The sequence below is a fragment of the Pseudomonas sp. GW821-FHT02H09 genome (assembly GCF_059421425.1).
The window spans coordinates 131,859-147,982 of the sequence record NZ_JBWKVA010000002.1; the positions used below are offsets into that span (position 1 = coordinate 131,859).

Here is a 16,124-nt window from a genome sequence, read left to right on the forward strand (position 1 = left end):
AAAAAACATTTGCCAGTGCTTTTCACTATATAAGTGCCTATATTTGGCGAGAATTCTCGGCAAAAAACCTTTTCACGGAGGCGCATCCCCTATGCGTACCAACACCCAGACCAAACGTGAGCTGGACAAGATCGACCGCAACATCTTGCGTATCCTGCAGGTGGACGGGCGCATTTCCTTCACCGAACTGGGGGAAAAGGTCGGCCTGTCGACCACACCCTGTACCGAGCGGGTACGTCGTCTGGAGCGCGAAGGAATCATCATGGGCTACAACGCCCGGCTCAACCCGCAGCACCTCAAGGGCAGCCTGCTGGTATTCGTCGAGATCAGCCTGGACTACAAATCCGGCGACACCTTCGAAGAGTTCCGGCGAGCCGTGCTGAAGCTGCCCCATGTGCTGGAGTGCCATCTGGTGTCGGGCGACTTCGACTATCTGGTGAAAGCACGGATTTCCGAGATGGCGTCGTACCGTAAATTGCTGGGCGACATCCTGCTTAAACTGCCCCATGTTCGGGAGTCCAAGAGCTATATCGTGATGGAAGAGGTGAAAGAGAGTTTGAATCTACCGATTCCGGATTGAGCGCATCACGCTCGTTCCCACGCTCTGCGTGGGAACGATCATTTCAAACCAGAACCTGCCGCGTGCTGGCCATGTACTCATGGATCTGCTTTTCGACTCGCGGATGAATCAACTCCACCGGACGGCGGCCATTGGGGCATGGCAAGGTCGGCGTAGTGCCAAATAGACGACAGATCAACGGACGCTCGTCGTACACCGTGCAACCGTTGGGGCCCAGGTGAACGCAGTTCAACTCATCCATCGCCGCTTCCTGCTCGGCCGCCGTCTTGCGCGGTAAACGGGACATTTCTTCGGTCGAAGTGGTCACCGGACCACAGCAGTCATGGCAACCGGGGACACACTCGAACGAGGGGATCTGCTGCCGGAGAGTGCGAATTTTCTGGCTGTTGCAGCTCATCGAAGCGGTTACCGGGAAAGTGGATGGATTGGGATTCTGCCTTAAAAGCCACGTTCCAGACAGCGCCAGCCGACCAGTGTTGCCGCACCGGAAAGGTCCGGCTTATGCTCCGTAAAGTTTTCCAAACACAATAATCCGGATTATGCACATGAATGCCCGTGCTCAGAAACCTGTCCCGAGCAACCAGCACACCGCGTCTTACTACGCCGCCAGCAGCCTGCCGCAGCCCGACCATCCGGTGCTCACAGGTGAGTTACAGGCCGACGTCTGCGTGGTCGGCGGTGGTTTCTCGGGGTTGAACACGGCAATCGAACTGGCCGAGCGCGGTTTGAGCGTAGTGCTGCTGGAAGCGCGCAAGATTGGCTGGGGCGCCAGCGGGCGCAACGGCGGGCAGCTGATTCGCGGTGTCGGCCACGGCCTCGATCAGTTCGCCAATGTGGTAGGCACGCAAGGCGTGCGTCAGATGAAGTTGATGGGGCTTGAGGCGGTGGAAATAGTCCGCCAGCGGGTCGAACGTTTCCAGATCGCCTGCGACCTGACCTGGGGTTATTGCGATCTGGCCAACAAACCTCGCGATCTTGAAGGATTCGCCGAGGATGCCGAAGAACTGCGCAGCCTCGGTTATCGTCACCAAACCCGCCTGCTGCAAGCCCATGAAATGCACACTGTGGTCGGCTCCGACCGTTATGTCGGCGGTTTGATCGATATGGGCTCGGGGCATCTGCATCCGTTGAATCTTGCGCTGGGCGAAGCCGTCGCCGCGCAGCAACTGGGCGTCAAGCTGTTCGAGCAATCGGCCGTTACCCGCATCGATTACGGCCCTGAAGTTCGTGTTCACACCGCTCAGGGTTCAGTGCGGGCCAAAACGTTAGTGCTGGGCTGCAACGCCTACCTCAACGGACTCAACCCGCAACTCAGCGGCAAAGTGCTGCCGGCCGGCAGCTATATCATCGCCACCGAACCCTTGAGTGAAGCCCAGGCTCACGCGTTGCTGCCACAAAACATGGCGGTCTGCGATCAACGGGTAGCGCTGGATTACTACCGTCTCTCGGCGGACCGGCGCTTGCTGTTTGGCGGTGCTTGTCACTATTCCGGGCGCGACCCGCAGGACATCGCCGCTTATATGCGGCCGAAAATGCTGGACGTATTCCCGCAGCTGGCCGGGGTGAAGATCGACTATCAATGGGGCGGGATGATCGGCATCGGCGCCAATCGCCTGCCGCAAATCGGACGGCTCAAGGACCAGCCGAATGTGTATTACGCCCAGGCCTACTCAGGTCATGGCGTAAACGCCACGCACCTGGCCGGCAAGTTGCTGGCCGAGGCCATCAGCGGCCAGCAGAGCGGCGGCTTCGATCTGTTCGCCCAGGTTCCACACATCACCTTCCCCGGCGGCAAATACCTGCGCTCTCCACTGCTGGCGCTGGGAATGCTCTGGCACAGGCTTAAAGAGCTGACCTGAGGCGATTACCGGAACGAGCCCTCCCCGCGTAGCAGCTGCCGCCAGGCTGCGTTCGGCCGCGAAGCGGTCGTAGAACGGTAGGCCTCGATCTCACAGGAAAACCGAGGTGGCCAGATTACGACTGCTGCGCAGCCGGACGCAGCCTGGCGGCAGCTGCTACATAGGGATGTGTTTCACACCCTAAATCCGCCAAAAAGGCTTCAACCCTTCTTGCCGCGCCTGTTCACGGCTCAAGCCGATGTCGCGCAACTCCTCGGTCGTCAAATCGAGCAGGGTTTTGCGGGTGCGCAGGCGATGCCAGAACAGGCCCCAACGGCTCAGACCGGACGGGGCGTTGCGCATAGTCGCCGCACGTGACCCTTTCTCCTGCCCTGCCACTAGCTCCTGACTATGTAATGTGAGCCGCACATCGCTCAAGCCGTTCATTTTTCTGCTCCTGTTTACTTGGGTAGCCATGAGCAGACATGATGCGTGGGTGTCAAAAACCATTACAGATTCAAAGTAGCTGTATTATTTCCATACAGAATTTCCAATCGCAGCACTGAATCCTGTATTTTTGCTCCATCTGTACTGCTTATCCGAATCGATCCCATCGAGGCCCCGCCATGACCCTTTACGTCAATCTTGCTGAACTGCTCGGCACGCGTATCGAACAGGGCTTCTATCGCCCTGGTGACCGGTTGCCTTCGGTGAGGGCCTTGAGCGTCGAGCACGGGGTCAGCTTGAGCACGGTGCAGCAGGCCTATCGGGTGTTGGAAGACAGCGGATTGGCGACGCCGAAGCCCAAATCCGGCTATTTCGTCCCGGTCGGCCGCGAGTTGCCGGCGCTGCCCGCGGTCGGTCGCCCCGCACAACGGCCGGTGGAAATTTCCCAGTGGGATCAGGTACTCGAATTGATCCGCGCCGTACCGCGCAAGGATGTCGTCCAGTTGGGCCGCGGCATGCCGGACATCACCACGCCGACCATGCAGCCGCTGCTACGTGGCCTGGCGCAGATCAGCCGCCGGCAGGACATGCCCGGCCTGTATTACGACAACATCTATGGCACCCTGGAATTGCGTGAACAGCTTGCCCGGTTGTTGCTCGACTCCGGTTGTCAGCTAGGTGCCAGCGATCTGGTGATCACCACCGGCTGCCATGAAGCGCTGTCCACCAGCATTCGTGCCACCTGCGAGCAAGGCGACATCGTCGCCGTGGACTCGCCGAGCTTTCACGGCGCCATGCAGACCCTCAAGGGCCTGGGCATGAAAGCCCTGGAAATCCCCACCGACCCGCTCACCGGGATCAGCCTCGAGGCCCTGGAGCTGGCGTTGGAGCAATGGCCGATCAAGGCCATACAGTTGACCCCCAACTGCAACAACCCGCTGGGCTACATCATGCCGGAGTCGCGCAAACGGGCCTTGCTGACCCTGGCCCAGCGCTTCGACGTGGCGATCATCGAGGACGATGTGTATGGCGAACTGGCCTACACCTACCCGCGCCCACGGACCATCAAATCCTTCGACGAAGACGGTCGCGTCCTGCTCTGTAGTTCGTTCTCGAAAACCCTGGCACCGGGTTTGCGCATTGGCTGGGTAGCGCCAGGGCGTTACCTGGAGCGGGTGCTGCACATGAAATACATCAGCACTGGCTCGACTGCACCGCAACCACAGATCGCTATCGCCGAATTCCTCAAGGCCGGACATTTCGAGCCGCATTTGCGGCGCATGCGCACGCAGTACCAACGTAACCGCGACTTGATGATCGACTGGGTCAGCCGTTACTTCCCCGCTGGCACCCGCGCCAGCCGCCCGCAAGGCAGCTTCATGCTGTGGGTCGAGCTGCCCGAGGGCTTCGACACCTTGAAACTGAATCGCGTGCTGCTTGAACAAGGCGTACAGATCGCTGTCGGCAGTATCTTTTCGGCCTCAGGCAAATATCGCAATTGTCTGCGGATGAACTACGCTGCCAAGCCGACGGCACAGATTGAAGAAGCTGTGCGCAAGGTGGGGGCTGCGGCAATCAAGCTGCTGGCCGAAACCGATGGTGCCGTCGACTGACCTTTGACCGCAAGCCAGCGTCCACATGACGACAACCGCCGCCAATCGGGACGATCCGACTTGAGAACCACACGGGCACTGCACTTTCTTCTGCTTTTCGCCCTGACCCTGGGCGGTTGCGCCACGTTCGACGTACCGCGAGAACCTTGCCAGCGGAGGATTCGGCGTTTGGTCGTTCGATCCAGGCCCAGGCAGCGCCTTATAAGGGCCGCTCCGGCTTTCGCTTGCTGTCCAACAGCAGCGAAGCTTTCATGGCCCGCGCCGAGCTGAAATTTCATCGACATCGACATGCTCAGCGTCGGCCCGGAGCGGATGCTGTGAGCTGCCGAAGGTTCGGGCCGTGTTCGCACGAGCTTTCAGGACTACCAACTCCCCGATAAACGTTACACCGGCTGCACAGCGCCAAACGCCCCTTGGCGCGATACAAGAATCACCAACCCTAAAGCCCCGGCCGCCATTAGCAACGGCAATGCATGCCCGCTGATCCACTGACTGCCCGCTCCTGCCGCCAACGGTCCGATCAGGCAGCCAATGCCCCACAACTGTGCGACATGGGCGTTGGCGCGGACCAGCGCATCGTCGCGATAGCGTTCGCCGATCAGAATCAGCGACAAGGTAAACAACCCGCCGGCACTGGCTCCGAACAGCACCCATAGCGGCCAGATCAGCAACGTGTCGATCAGCAGCGGAATCGCCAGGCTCGACACCAGCAGAACCATTGCACAACCGGTAAACAGCGTACGGCGCGACAGCCGATCAGCTAGCGCGCCAATCGGCAGTTGCAACAAGGCATCGCCAACCACCACCGTGCTGACCATAGCCAAGGCCATTTCGGTGGTGAAACCCTGGCGCAAACAATAGACCGGCAACAAGGTCAGTATCATCGCCTCGAACGCGGCAAACAGCGCCACCGCCCAGGCAATCGCCGGCAACCCTCGGCAGAAGCCCAGCAAGTCGCTCAAGGTTACGCTGAGCGACTCGCTGGTCGGCGCTCCACTGCGCCCCAGCAGCAGCAACGGCGAGACCACCAACAGCCCGACGCCAACCCAGAAACCAAAATCCCTTTCGGTTCCCAGAACACCCAGCAGCAACGGCCCGGACAGTTGGCTCAAGGCATAGCTGCTGCCATACAGCGCCACCAACCGTCCACGCCATTGCTCCACCACCAACTGGTTGATCCAGCTCTCGCCGAGGATGAAGACAATGGTCAGGATGACCCCGATCATCAGGCGCAGTACCAGCCAGATCGGGTAGCTGGGCAACAGCGCCAACAGACCGATGGAGATTGCTCCCGCCCACAGACACAAGCGCATCAAGGCCGCTGTGCCGAAACGTGCCGCCAGGCGACTCGAGATCCTGGCGCCCAGAAGCACGCCAATCGCCGGCATCGCCGCCATCACACCAATGGCGAACGAGCCATAGCCCCAACTTTCCAGCCGCAGCGACACCAGAGGCATACTGACACCCAGCGCCAGACCGACACTCAGGACAGACGCCAATACGGCGAAATAAGTCGCCCAACGCATTACCACGCTCCTGTGGATTGTTGTTTTTTACATGCCATAAAAAGCAATGTGGGAGCGAGCTTGCTCGCGATGACGGCGCAACATTCAACATTGACGTCGACTGTCATACCGCTATCGCGAGCAAGCTCGCTCCCACAAGGGATCTGCGTTGTATTGAGCCCCGGATGCGACCGGGGCCCGCCACAATTTACAGCTTGATCCAGGTCGCCTTCAGTTCGGTGTACTTGTCGAACGCGTGCAGCGATTTGTCACGACCGTTACCCGATTGCTTGAAGCCACCAAACGGTGCGGTCATGTCGCCGCCGTCGTATTGGTTGACCCAGACGCTACCGGCACGCAAGGCCTTGGCAGTCAGGTGAGCCTTGGAAATATTGGTTGTCCACACCGCTGCGGCCAGGCCATATGGCGTGTCGTTGGCGATCTGAACGGCTTCTTCCACGGTGTCGAAAGCAATAACCGAAAGCACTGGGCCAAAGATTTCTTCCTGAGCGATTTTCATCGCGTTGCTCACGCCGTCGAAAATCGTCGGCTCAACATAAGTGCCACCGGTTTCCTGCAGGATGCGCTTGCCGCCGGCCACCAGTTTGGCGCCATCGGAATGACCAGCCTCGATGTAAGACAGCACGGTGTTCATCTGCTGGGTGTCCACCAACGCACCAACGTTGGTCGCCGGGTCCAGGGGATTGCCAGGTTTCCAGCCTTTGAGGGCTTCGACCACCAAAGGCAGGAAGGTGTCCTTGATCGAACGCTCGACCAGCAGACGCGAACCGGCGGTGCAAACCTCGCCCTGGTTGAAAGCGATGGCGCCGGCTGCGGCTTCGGCGGCGGCCTGCAAGTCCGGCGCATCGGCGAACACGATGTTCGGGCTCTTGCCACCGGCTTCGAGCCAGACGCGTTTCATGTTCGATTCGCCGGAGTAGATCAGCAATTGCTTGGCAATCTTGGTCGAACCGGTGAATACCAGCGTGTCGACATCCATATGCAAGGCCAGGGCCTTGCCGACGGTGTGACCGAAGCCCGGCAGCACGTTCAGCACGCCAGCCGGGATACCCGCCTCAACGGCCAGCGCAGCGATACGGATGGCAGTCAGCGGCGACTTTTCGGACGGTTTGAGGATCACCGAGTTACCCGTGGACAGCGCCGGGCCGAGTTTCCAGCAGGCCATCATCAACGGGAAGTTCCACGGCACGATGGCAGCGACAACACCCACCGGCTCGCGAGTCACCAGACCCAGCTGATCGTGCGGCGTGGCGGCGACTTCGTCATATATCTTGTCGATGGCTTCGCCGCTCCAGCTCAGCGCTTGCGCTGCGCCCGGAACGTCGATGCCCAGGGAATCGCTGATCGGCTTGCCCATGTCGAGGGTTTCAAGTAGCGCCAGCTCTTCGGCGTGCTTTTTCAGCAGGCCGGCGAAACGAATCATGGTGGATTTGCGCTTGCTCGGTGCCAAACGCGACCAGACACCGGAATTGAATGTGGCGCGGGCATTTTCTACTGCGCGCTGGGCGTCGGCGGCGTCACAGCTGGCGATCTTGCCCAGCAGACGACCATCGACCGGGCTGATGCACTCGAAGGTCTCGCTGGAGACCGCTTCGGTGTATTCGCCATTGATATAAGCACGGCCTTCGATCTTCAGATCGCGGGCGCGTTGTTCCCAATCGGCACGAGTCAGGGTGGTCATACGAGTGTCCTCCTCTTATTGAATACAAGCGCCACGCGTTCTACGCAGGCACCCTCAAGAATTCTGCCCGGCCAGCCTTCACATCGGCCCAAGGCACCTGCCACCCTAAACCAGCGGCACCACAAGTTTCAATATATTTGACACAATGCCATCAAACGGCCTTGCGATGTTCATTTTAATAAACATAGACTTTGGGCTTTCCAGCCATTCGCGCCGCAATCACGGGGGATAAAAAGAATGAGCATCCAAGACATCGTAGACTTCAACCAGGCCAACACCAAGGTGGAACGCTTTCGCCCAGCGCAGGAAAAAATCCTCAAGGGCGACCCCGAGCAAACCCTCTACAACCACTACAACAGCCCTTGTGGCCAGATGAACGCGGGCGTGTGGGAAGGTGCGGTGGGTCAGTGGCTGGTGAACTACACCGAGCATGAATATTGCAAGATCGTGCAGGGCGTTTCCGTTTTGCGCGACACAGAAGGCAACGCCAAGACCTTGCGCGCCGGCGATCGCTTCGTCATCCCGGCCGGTTTCAAAGGCACTTGGGAGGTGTTGGAACACTGCCGCAAGATCTACGTGGTGTTTGAACAGAAGGCTTGAATCGCAGGCACAAAAAAACCCGCCAAAAGGCGGGTTTTTTTGTCAGAAGCAAAACCAATTACTTGATTTTGGCTTCTTTGTAGATCACGTGCTTGCGAACAACCGGATCGAATTTTTTGATTTCGATTTTGTCCGGAGTGGTGCGCTTGTTCTTATCAGTGGTGTAGAAGTGGCCAGTGTTAGCGCTCGACACCAAACGGATCAATTCACGCATGATTCTCTCCCTTAGACCTTAGCGCCATTGCGGCGAATTTCGACCAGCACGACATCAATGCCACGCTTGTCGATGATACGCATGCCTTTGGCAGATACGCGCAAACGCACAAAACGCTTCTCGGACTCGACCCAGAAGCGGTGATGCTGCAGGTTCGGCAGGAAACGACGACGGGTTTTGTTGTTTGCGTGGGAAATGTTATTCCCAGTCACCGGACCCTTACCGGTAACTTGACATACTCTCGACATGCCTCAGCCCTCTAAAACCACATGCCCAACCCGGCATGGGTTGGCCGCTTAATCTCTCAGTCATTTGGCGCCAGGCGCCGCGTTTCTTTAAGGGTCTTACCGGCTACACCTACAAGCGAAGGAACCGGGCCCCTAGAAAAGAGCGCTGCTTTATACCAGAAAGACCCCATAGCAACAACAGTCGGTGTGATCTGTCTTTCATAAAGTCCCGGTTTTCTTGCTCCGGGCGCCCAAACCAAAGGCTGACAAAGGTAGTTACCGCTCGTCGCCGAGCTTGGGATTTGATGCCCTACCCGCGACCTACCGACAAAGATTAGCCGTAAATTGCCCCGATAAAATGCCCAAAAAGCGGATGCTTTCCCGAAAACAAGGCTCTGGCTTTGTCAGAAAAGCCGGTTATCTGGCAATTTACCACTTAATAAACAACAAACCTGAAAAGCGGCAATCTGAAAAATTGGATAGTCATTTTCACAAGAGGCCACTAGGGTAAGCCTTTTCCAGACTGCACTCGCAGATGGGCCTTCGATCTGCAAAGGAAACTGAATATGCGTCTCGCTGCCCTAACGCTGCTGCTCGCCCCTCTTCTGAGCCCGCTGGCCCATGCCGCCGCCCTGAGCGTCTGCACAGAGGCCAGCCCGGAAGGATTCGATGTCGTTCAATACAACTCGCTGACGACCACCAATGCGTCCGCTGACGTACTGATGAACCGACTGGTGGACTTCGATACCGCCAGCGGCAAAGTGGTCCCCAGCCTCGCTGACAGCTGGGAAGTCTCCGTCGACGGCCTGACCTATGTCTTCAAACTGCATCCGCAGGTGAAATTTCATCGCACCGATTATTTCAGCCCAAGCCGCGAGCTCACCGCAGAAGACGTGAAGTTCAGCTTCGAGCGGATGCTCGACCCCGCCAACCCATGGCATCAAATCGCCCAGAGCGGCTTCCCGCATGCCCAATCAATGCAATTGCCGGCCCTGATCAAAAAGATCGACGCGCTTGACCCGCTGACTGTGCGCTTCACCCTCGACCATCCGGACTCGACTTTTCTTGCGACCCTGAGCATGGGTTTCGCATCGATCTACTCCGCTGAATATGCCGACCAATTGCTCAAGGCTGGCACCCCGGAAAAGCTCAACAGCCAGCCGATCGGCAGCGGCCCGTTCATTTTCGGGCGTTTCCAGAAGGACGCGTCGATTCGCTACAAGGCCAACCGCGACTACTTCGCCGGTAAACCTCCGGTGGACAGCCTGGTGTTCGCCATCACACCAGACGCGAACGTGCGCCTGCAAAAATTGCGGCGTAACGAATGCCAGATTGCCCTGTCGCCCAAACCGCTGGATGTGCAAGCTGCCAGCCAGGAAACGGCGCTGAGAGTCGAGAAAACACCGGCTTTCATGACCGCCTTCGTCGCCATCAACAGCCAACACCCTCCGCTGGACAAACCTGAAGTCCGCCAGGCAATCAACCTTGCCTTCGATAAGACCAGCTACCTCAAAGCTGTCTTCGAAGACACCGCCCAACCCGCTAACGGCCCTTACTCACCCAACACCTGGAGCTACGCCAAGGAGCTTTCGGGCTACCCCCATGACGTTGCAAAAGCTCGGGATTTGCTGGTAAGGGCCGGACTTAAGGACGGCTTCAAAACCACGATCTGGACCCGCCCGACAGGCAGCCTGCTCAACCCGAATCCAAGCCTTGGCGCCCAGCTGTTGCAAGCAGATCTGGCCGAGATCGGCATTCAGGCCGAAATTCGGGTGATCGAATGGGGTGAGCTGATCCGCCGTGCGAAAGCCGGTGAGCACGATCTGCTGTTCATGGGCTGGGCCGGCGACAACGGCGACCCGGATAACTTCCTCACTCCGCAATTCTCATGCGCCGCGGTGCAATCCGGCACCAACTTCGCCCGCTACTGCGAGCAAGGCCTGGACAAGCTGATCAGCGCCGGCAAGACCACCACCGAGCAAGGTGTGCGCAGCAAGCTGTACCAACAGGCTCAGGTGCAAATCCAGCAACAGGCGCTCTGGCTGCCGCTGGCGCACCCGACCGCCTTCGCCCTGACGCGCAAGGAGGTTCAAGGCTACCAGGTCAGCCCGTTCGGTCGTCAGGACTTCTCAAAGGTCAGCATCAAGCCCTGAGCCTTTGTGCGGCTACATCCAGCCGTACTCGGCCATCGACAGGGGGTCGCCATCACCGATGATGAAATGGTCGAGCACTCGTACATCTATCAGATCCAGCGCCTTCTGCAGGCGCTTGGTCAGTACGCGGTCAGCCTGACTCGGCTCGGCGATGCCCGAAGGGTGGTTATGACACAGAATCAACGCCGCCGCGTTGTGCGCCAAAGCACGCTTGACCACCTGCCGGGGATAGACGCTGGTGGTGTCGATCGTGCCTCTGAACAACGCCTCGAATCCCAGCACGCGATGCTTGGCATCCAGAAACAAACAGCCAAACACTTCGTGCGGCTCATGACGCAACAACGCTTTGAGGTAATCGCGTACGGCTAACGGACTTTCCAGCACGGAGTCCCGCCGCAACGTCTCGGCCAAGTGCCGCCGGGCCATCTCCAATACCGCCTGCAATTGGGCAAACTTCGCCGGACCCAGCCCCAGATGGCGGCTGAACGTCAGCTGATCCGCCTCCAGCAATGTCCGCAGGCTGCCAAATTGAAGTAGCAGGTGTCGCGCAAGATCGACGGCACTTTTGCCCGCAACCCCGGTTCGTAGAAAGATTGCCAGTAACTCGGCATCGGAAAGGCTCGCCGAACCTTGATCAAGAAGCTTCTCCCGCGGGCGCTCTGCCGCAGGCCAATCGCGAATGCTCATAGCACCTCCATGTGTGTGGGCGCCGCTGTTCCATAGCGGTCGCTGTGCTATCTTAGCCCATCTTTTTTGCGTGCGATTTCACCTGGGGAGGGGGCATCGCACCCGCAACGTAGTCATCACTGAACTGAAAGGCAGGCCTATGCAGCGGCTGTATCGGAAACGCATTGTTCTCGGCGTCGGCGGCGGCATCGCCGCCTATAAGAGCGCCGAGCTGGTTCGCCGACTCCTCGACCAGGGCGCAGAAGTGCGCGTGGTCATGACCCGTGGCGGCAGCGAGTTCATCACCCCGCTGACCATGCAGGCCCTGTCGGGGCACCCGGTCCATATGGACTTGCTCGACCCTGCAGCCGAGGCTGCAATGGGCCATATCGAGCTGGCGAAGTGGGCCGACCTGGTGCTGATCGCCCCCGCCACTGCGGACCTTATCGCCCGCCTGGCGCAAGGCATTGCCGATGACCTGTTGACCACCCTGGTACTGGCCACCGACGCCACCGTCGCCATTGCACCGGCCATGAACCAGGCCATGTGGCGCGATCCGGCCACCCAAGCCAACACCCAATTGCTCGAAAGCCGTGGCCTTCGGGTATTCGGCCCGGCCTCTGGCAGCCAGGCCTGCGGCGATGTCGGCATGGGCCGCATGCTCGAAGCCAACGATCTCGCACTTTGTGCCGCCGAATGTTTCCAGCGCCAGTCGCTGACCGGCAAGCACGTGCTGATCACCGCCGGCCCGACTCAGGAAAACATCGATCCGGTGCGCTACATCACCAACCACAGCTCCGGAAAAATGGGCTTCGCGCTGGCGGAAGCAGCTGTTGAAGCCGGTGCCCGTGTGACCTTGATCACCGGCCCCGTGCATTTGCCGACCCCGGACCGCGTGACGCGAATCGACGTAGTCAGCGCCCGGGACATGCTCGCCGCCTGCGAAGCCGCGATCCCCTGCGACCTGTTCATCGCCTCCGCGGCGGTCGCCGATTACCGCCCCGAAGTCGTCGCCCCACAGAAACTCAAGAAAGATCCTACGAACGGCGACGGCTTGCTGCTGCAGATGGTACGCAACCCAGACATTCTGGCCACCATCGCCACCCGCCCCGACCGTCCGTTCAGTGTCGGCTTCGCTGCCGAAACCGAACATCTGCTCGACTACGCTGCACGCAAGTTGAAAGACAAAAACCTCGATCTGATCGTCGCCAACGACGTAGCCAACCCGAGCATTGGCTTCAACAGTGAGGAAAACGCCTGCAGCGTGATTGACCGGGAGTTGCATGCAACTCTCTTTGCCCAGACCAGCAAGGGCAAGATTGCCCGCCAGCTGATCACTTTTATCGCCGAACGTCTGAACCAGGTTTAACTCGCATGCACGCTTTACAAGCCAAGATCCTCGACCCACGCATTGGTAACGAATTCCCGCTGCCGCACTACGCCACGCCTGGCTCTGCCGGGCTCGACCTGCGGGCAATGCTCAAAGAAGACACCCTTCTTGAGCCTGGCCAGACCTTGCTGATCCCCACTGGCCTGTCCATATACATCGGCGATCCGGGTCTTGCCGCACTGATTCTGCCGCGCTCGGGCCTGGGTCATAAGCACGGTATCGTGCTGGGTAACCTGGTCGGCCTGATCGACTCCGACTATCAGGGCGAACTGATGGTTTCTTGCTGGAACCGCGGCCAGACTGCGTTCAACATCGCCGTTGGCGAGCGCCTCGCACAGCTTGTTCTGGTGCCGGTGGTTCAGGCGCATTTCGAGCTGGTCGAAGAGTTCGACGAAAGCCAGCGCGGCGCAGGCGGTTTCGGCCACTCCGGCAGCCACTGATTACTTCAAGGCAGGTCGGACTCTCAACCCGACCTGCGCAATACGCGTTGCATTTCAGGATGAATTCAGCGGAGGCGTTATTTGAAAGGCATCAAGCCCGGCACGAAGGCCCTGGATGGGCCCACGTTGCGTGACGCTCGTCAGACGAGGCGTTTACCTCACGAACTCTATGACGCAAATGCCGTCCAACCCTTCAGCTTGAGCCTGCCGGTACCTGATGTCCCGGCAAATTCCGCATTCGCCCAGACCTTACGACCCGCAGTGCCGCAGCGCCGCGCCAACCCGGCACCCCGGGTGTCGAGCGGACCTGACCGCTGTTCCAGGATACCGACACTCTCGATATCGACCCCCTCAACGAAAACCAGGACTTCCTGAGATTGGAGCACCCCCAGTGATGAGCAGCACCGCCCAAGTTGCACCCAAATTCCCTGACAGCATTTTTCGCGCATACGACATTCGTGGTGTTGTCCCGAAAACCCTGACCGCCGAGACCGCTTATTGGATCGGCCGCGCCATCGGCTCCGAAAGCCTGGCCCAGGACGAACCGAATGTCTCGGTCGGCCGTGATGGTCGCCTGTCCGGCCCAGAGCTGGTCGAACAATTGATTCAGGGCCTGCACGACAGTGGCTGCCATGTCAGCGATGTCGGCCTGGTGCCGACCCCGGCGCTGTATTACGCCGCCAACGTTTTGGCCGGCAAGTCTGGCGTCATGCTCACCGGCAGCCACAACCCGTCGGATTACAACGGTTTCAAGATCGTCATTGCCGGCGATACCCTGGCCAACGAACAGATCCAGGCCCTGCACGAACGCCTCAAGACCAACAACCTGAGCAGCGGCAAGGGCAGCATCACCAAGGTCGATATCCTTGATCGCTACAACACCGAAATCGTCCAGGACATCAAACTGGCTCGCCGCCTGAAAGTGGTGGTCGATTGCGGCAACGGCGCCGCCGGCGTGATCGCCCCGCAGCTGATCGAAGCCCTGGGCTGCGAAGTGATCCCGTTGTTCTGCGAGGTCGACGGCAACTTCCCGAACCACCATCCGGATCCGGGCAAGCTTGAGAACCTGGTGGACCTGATCGCCAAGGTCAAGGAAGTGAACGCCGACCTGGGTCTGGCCTTCGACGGCGATGGCGATCGCGTCGGTATCGTCACCAATACCGGCAGCATCGTCTTCCCCGACCGCCTGCTGATGCTCTTCGCCAAGGACGTGGTTTCACGCAATCCTGACGCGGAAATCATTTTCGACGTCAAATGCACCCGCCGTCTGACTCCACTGATCAAGGAATACGGCGGTCGCCCGCTAATGTGGAAGACCGGGCACTCATTGATCAAAAAGAAAATGAAGCAAACTGGCGCCCTGCTTGCAGGCGAAATGAGCGGGCACATCTTTTTCAAGGAGCGCTGGTTCGGTTTCGACGACGGTATTTACAGCGCCGCACGCCTGCTGGAGATCCTCAGCAAGGAAAAATCCAGCTGCGATGAGCTGTTCGCGACCTTCCCGAACGATATTTCTACGCCGGAAATCAATATCCATGTGACCGAAGAGAGCAAATTCAGCATCATTGATGCACTGCACGATGCCCGTTGGGGCGAAGGCGCCGAACTGACCACCATCGATGGTGTGCGAGTCGACTACGCCAAAGGCTGGGGCCTGGTTCGCGCCTCCAACACCACACCGGTGCTGGTGCTGCGTTTCGAGGCTGATACCGAGGCCGAGTTGCAGCGCATCAAGGACGTGTTCCACGCCCAATTGAAACGTGTTGCCCCTGATCTTCAACTACCGTTCTGATCGACTAGATAGTTTCACCGGAGACCTGAATGACCCTCGAACGCGATGCCGCCGCCAATACCGCCAAGGTTCTATCCGAAGCGCTGCCTTACATTCGCCGCTACATCGGCAAGACGCTGGTGATCAAATACGGCGGCAATGCCATGGAAAGCGAAGAGCTGAAAACCGGCTTCGCCCGCGACATCGTGCTGATGAAGGCCGTAGGGATCAACCCGGTGGTCGTGCACGGTGGCGGTCCGCAAATCGGCGATCTGCTCAATCGCCTGTCGATCGAGAGCCACTTCATCGATGGTATGCGCGTCACGGATGCGCAGACCATGGACGTCGTGGAAATGGTCCTCGGCGGCCAGGTGAACAAAGACATCGTCAACCTGATCAACCGTCACGGCGGCAGTGCCATCGGCTTGACCGGCAAGGACGCGGAGCTGATTCGCGCGAAAAAGCTCACCGTCACCCGTCAAACGCCTGAAATGACCACGCCGGAAATCATCGACATCGGCCACGTTGGCGAAGTGGTCGGAATCAACACCGACCTGCTGAACCTGTTGGTCAAAGGTGATTTCATCCCGGTCATCGCACCTATCGGTGTCGGTGCCAACGGCGAGTCATACAACATCAACGCCGACCTGGTGGCTGGCAAAGTGGCTGAAGCCCTCAAAGCCGAAAAGCTGATGCTGCTGACCAACATTGCCGGCTTGATGGACAAGCAAGGCAAGGTCCTGACGGGCCTGACCACCGAGCAGGTCAATGAGTTGATCGCTGACGGGACCATCTACGGCGGCATGCTGCCGAAGATCCGTTGCGCACTGGAGGCGGTGCAAGGCGGCGTCACGACCTCGCACATCATCGACGGCCGCGTACCTAACGCAGTGTTGCTGGAAATCTTCACCGACACCGGTGTGGGCACATTGATCAGCAATCGCAAGCGCCACTAAGCGATGCAAACAAAAGGCCCCG

The 16,124-nt window shown here is 59.1% G+C and carries 15 protein-coding genes and 2 pseudogenes; 10 read left to right on the top strand and 7 right to left on the bottom strand.

All coding sequences use genetic code 11. The features are described 5' to 3' along the window. Window positions 1-91: 91 nt before the first annotated feature. Entirely contained in the window at window positions 92-580 is a 489-nt protein-coding gene (locus AC07VR_RS03060; RefSeq protein ID WP_494990885.1) for an Lrp/AsnC ligand binding domain-containing protein, read from the top strand. A 43-nt stretch (window positions 581-623) separates the two neighbouring features. Here the strand turns inward: AC07VR_RS03060 and AC07VR_RS03065 are convergent, their stop codons facing one another. Then, entirely contained in the window at window positions 624-977 is a 354-nt protein-coding gene (locus tag AC07VR_RS03065) for a YkgJ family cysteine cluster protein (protein ID WP_494990886.1), read from the bottom strand. Between the two features lie 148 nt (window positions 978-1,125). Here AC07VR_RS03065 and AC07VR_RS03070 point away from each other — a divergent pair, with 148 nt between their 5' ends. Then, window positions 1,126-2,439 (top strand): NAD(P)/FAD-dependent oxidoreductase, encoded by a 1,314-nt coding sequence (locus tag AC07VR_RS03070; RefSeq protein WP_495010431.1) that lies wholly within the window; start codon window positions 1,126-1,128, stop codon window positions 2,437-2,439. Between the two features lie 180 nt (window positions 2,440-2,619). On the opposite strand, the gene AC07VR_RS03075 is transcribed toward AC07VR_RS03070, so the two are convergent. Continuing rightward, the gene (locus tag AC07VR_RS03075; RefSeq protein ID WP_494990888.1) at window positions 2,620-2,865 is read right to left on the bottom strand and encodes a DUF1127 domain-containing protein; all 246 of its coding nucleotides are present in this window, start codon (window positions 2,863-2,865) and stop codon (window positions 2,620-2,622) included. A gap of 179 nt (window positions 2,866-3,044) precedes the next feature. Here AC07VR_RS03075 and AC07VR_RS03080 point away from each other — a divergent pair, with 179 nt between their 5' ends. Then, complete coding sequence (locus AC07VR_RS03080; RefSeq protein WP_495010432.1) at window positions 3,045-4,478, top strand: aminotransferase-like domain-containing protein; 1,434 nt, start codon at window positions 3,045-3,047, stop codon at window positions 4,476-4,478. A 60-nt stretch (window positions 4,479-4,538) separates the two neighbouring features. Beyond that, window positions 4,539-4,747: pseudogene (locus tag AC07VR_RS03085) on the top strand (phospholipase D family protein); the annotation flags it as partial. 114 nt (window positions 4,748-4,861) lie between these two features. On the opposite strand, the gene AC07VR_RS03090 reads toward AC07VR_RS03085, so the two are convergent. Further along, window positions 4,862-6,004 (bottom strand): MFS transporter, encoded by a 1,143-nt coding sequence (locus tag AC07VR_RS03090; protein ID WP_494990890.1) that lies wholly within the window; start codon window positions 6,002-6,004, stop codon window positions 4,862-4,864. Window positions 6,005-6,191: 187 nt separating this feature from the next. Further along, complete coding sequence (locus AC07VR_RS03095) at window positions 6,192-7,685, bottom strand: aldehyde dehydrogenase (RefSeq protein WP_495010433.1); 1,494 nt, start codon at window positions 7,683-7,685, stop codon at window positions 6,192-6,194. 237 nt (window positions 7,686-7,922) lie between these two features. Between AC07VR_RS03095 and AC07VR_RS03100 the strand changes: the two genes are divergently transcribed. Continuing rightward, window positions 7,923-8,285 (top strand): cupin domain-containing protein, encoded by a 363-nt coding sequence (locus AC07VR_RS03100; RefSeq protein WP_495010434.1) that lies wholly within the window; start codon window positions 7,923-7,925, stop codon window positions 8,283-8,285. Between the two features lie 58 nt (window positions 8,286-8,343). On the opposite strand, the gene rpmG is transcribed toward AC07VR_RS03100, so the two are convergent. Both rpmG and rpmB read right to left on the bottom strand, forming a co-directional pair. After that, complete coding sequence (gene rpmG / locus AC07VR_RS03105) at window positions 8,344-8,499, bottom strand: 50S ribosomal protein L33 (protein ID WP_274106790.1); 156 nt, start codon at window positions 8,497-8,499, stop codon at window positions 8,344-8,346. An 11-nt stretch (window positions 8,500-8,510) separates the two neighbouring features. Further along, window positions 8,511-8,747, bottom strand: coding sequence for a 50S ribosomal protein L28 (gene rpmB / locus AC07VR_RS03110; RefSeq protein WP_150803776.1), 237 nt, complete (start codon window positions 8,745-8,747; stop codon window positions 8,511-8,513). Window positions 8,748-9,292: 545 nt separating this feature from the next. Here rpmB and AC07VR_RS03115 point away from each other — a divergent pair. Continuing rightward, window positions 9,293-10,879: an ABC transporter substrate-binding protein gene (locus AC07VR_RS03115; protein WP_494990893.1), complete on the top strand. Its 1,587-nt coding sequence runs from the start codon at window positions 9,293-9,295 to the stop codon at window positions 10,877-10,879. A 12-nt stretch (window positions 10,880-10,891) separates the two neighbouring features. Here the strand turns inward: AC07VR_RS03115 and radC are convergent, their stop codons facing one another. Continuing rightward, window positions 10,892-11,566 carry a RadC family protein gene (radC, locus tag AC07VR_RS03120; protein ID WP_494990894.1) on the bottom strand — a complete coding sequence of 225 codons (675 nt, stop codon included), beginning with the start codon at window positions 11,564-11,566 and terminating at the stop codon, window positions 10,892-10,894. A gap of 139 nt (window positions 11,567-11,705) precedes the next feature. On the opposite strand from radC, the gene coaBC reads away from it, so the two are divergent. The 4 genes and pseudogenes from coaBC (at window position 11,706) to argB (ending at window position 16,102) form a co-directional block, all read left to right on the top strand. Next, the gene (gene coaBC / locus AC07VR_RS03125; RefSeq protein ID WP_494990895.1) at window positions 11,706-12,914 is read left to right on the top strand and encodes a bifunctional phosphopantothenoylcysteine decarboxylase/phosphopantothenate--cysteine ligase CoaBC; all 1,209 of its coding nucleotides are present in this window, start codon (window positions 11,706-11,708) and stop codon (window positions 12,912-12,914) included. 5 nt (window positions 12,915-12,919) lie between these two features. Next, on the top strand, window positions 12,920-13,375 hold the full coding sequence (dut, locus tag AC07VR_RS03130; protein ID WP_494990896.1) for a dUTP diphosphatase: 456 nt from the start codon (window positions 12,920-12,922) through the stop codon (window positions 13,373-13,375). Between the two features lie 311 nt (window positions 13,376-13,686). Beyond that, window positions 13,687-15,167 (top strand): annotated as a pseudogene (locus AC07VR_RS03135) (phosphomannomutase/phosphoglucomutase); the annotation flags it as partial. Between the two features lie 29 nt (window positions 15,168-15,196). Further along, window positions 15,197-16,102 carry an acetylglutamate kinase gene (gene argB / locus AC07VR_RS03140; protein ID WP_494990897.1) on the top strand — a complete coding sequence of 302 codons (906 nt, stop codon included), beginning with the start codon at window positions 15,197-15,199 and terminating at the stop codon, window positions 16,100-16,102. Window positions 16,103-16,124: the final 22 nt, after the last annotated feature.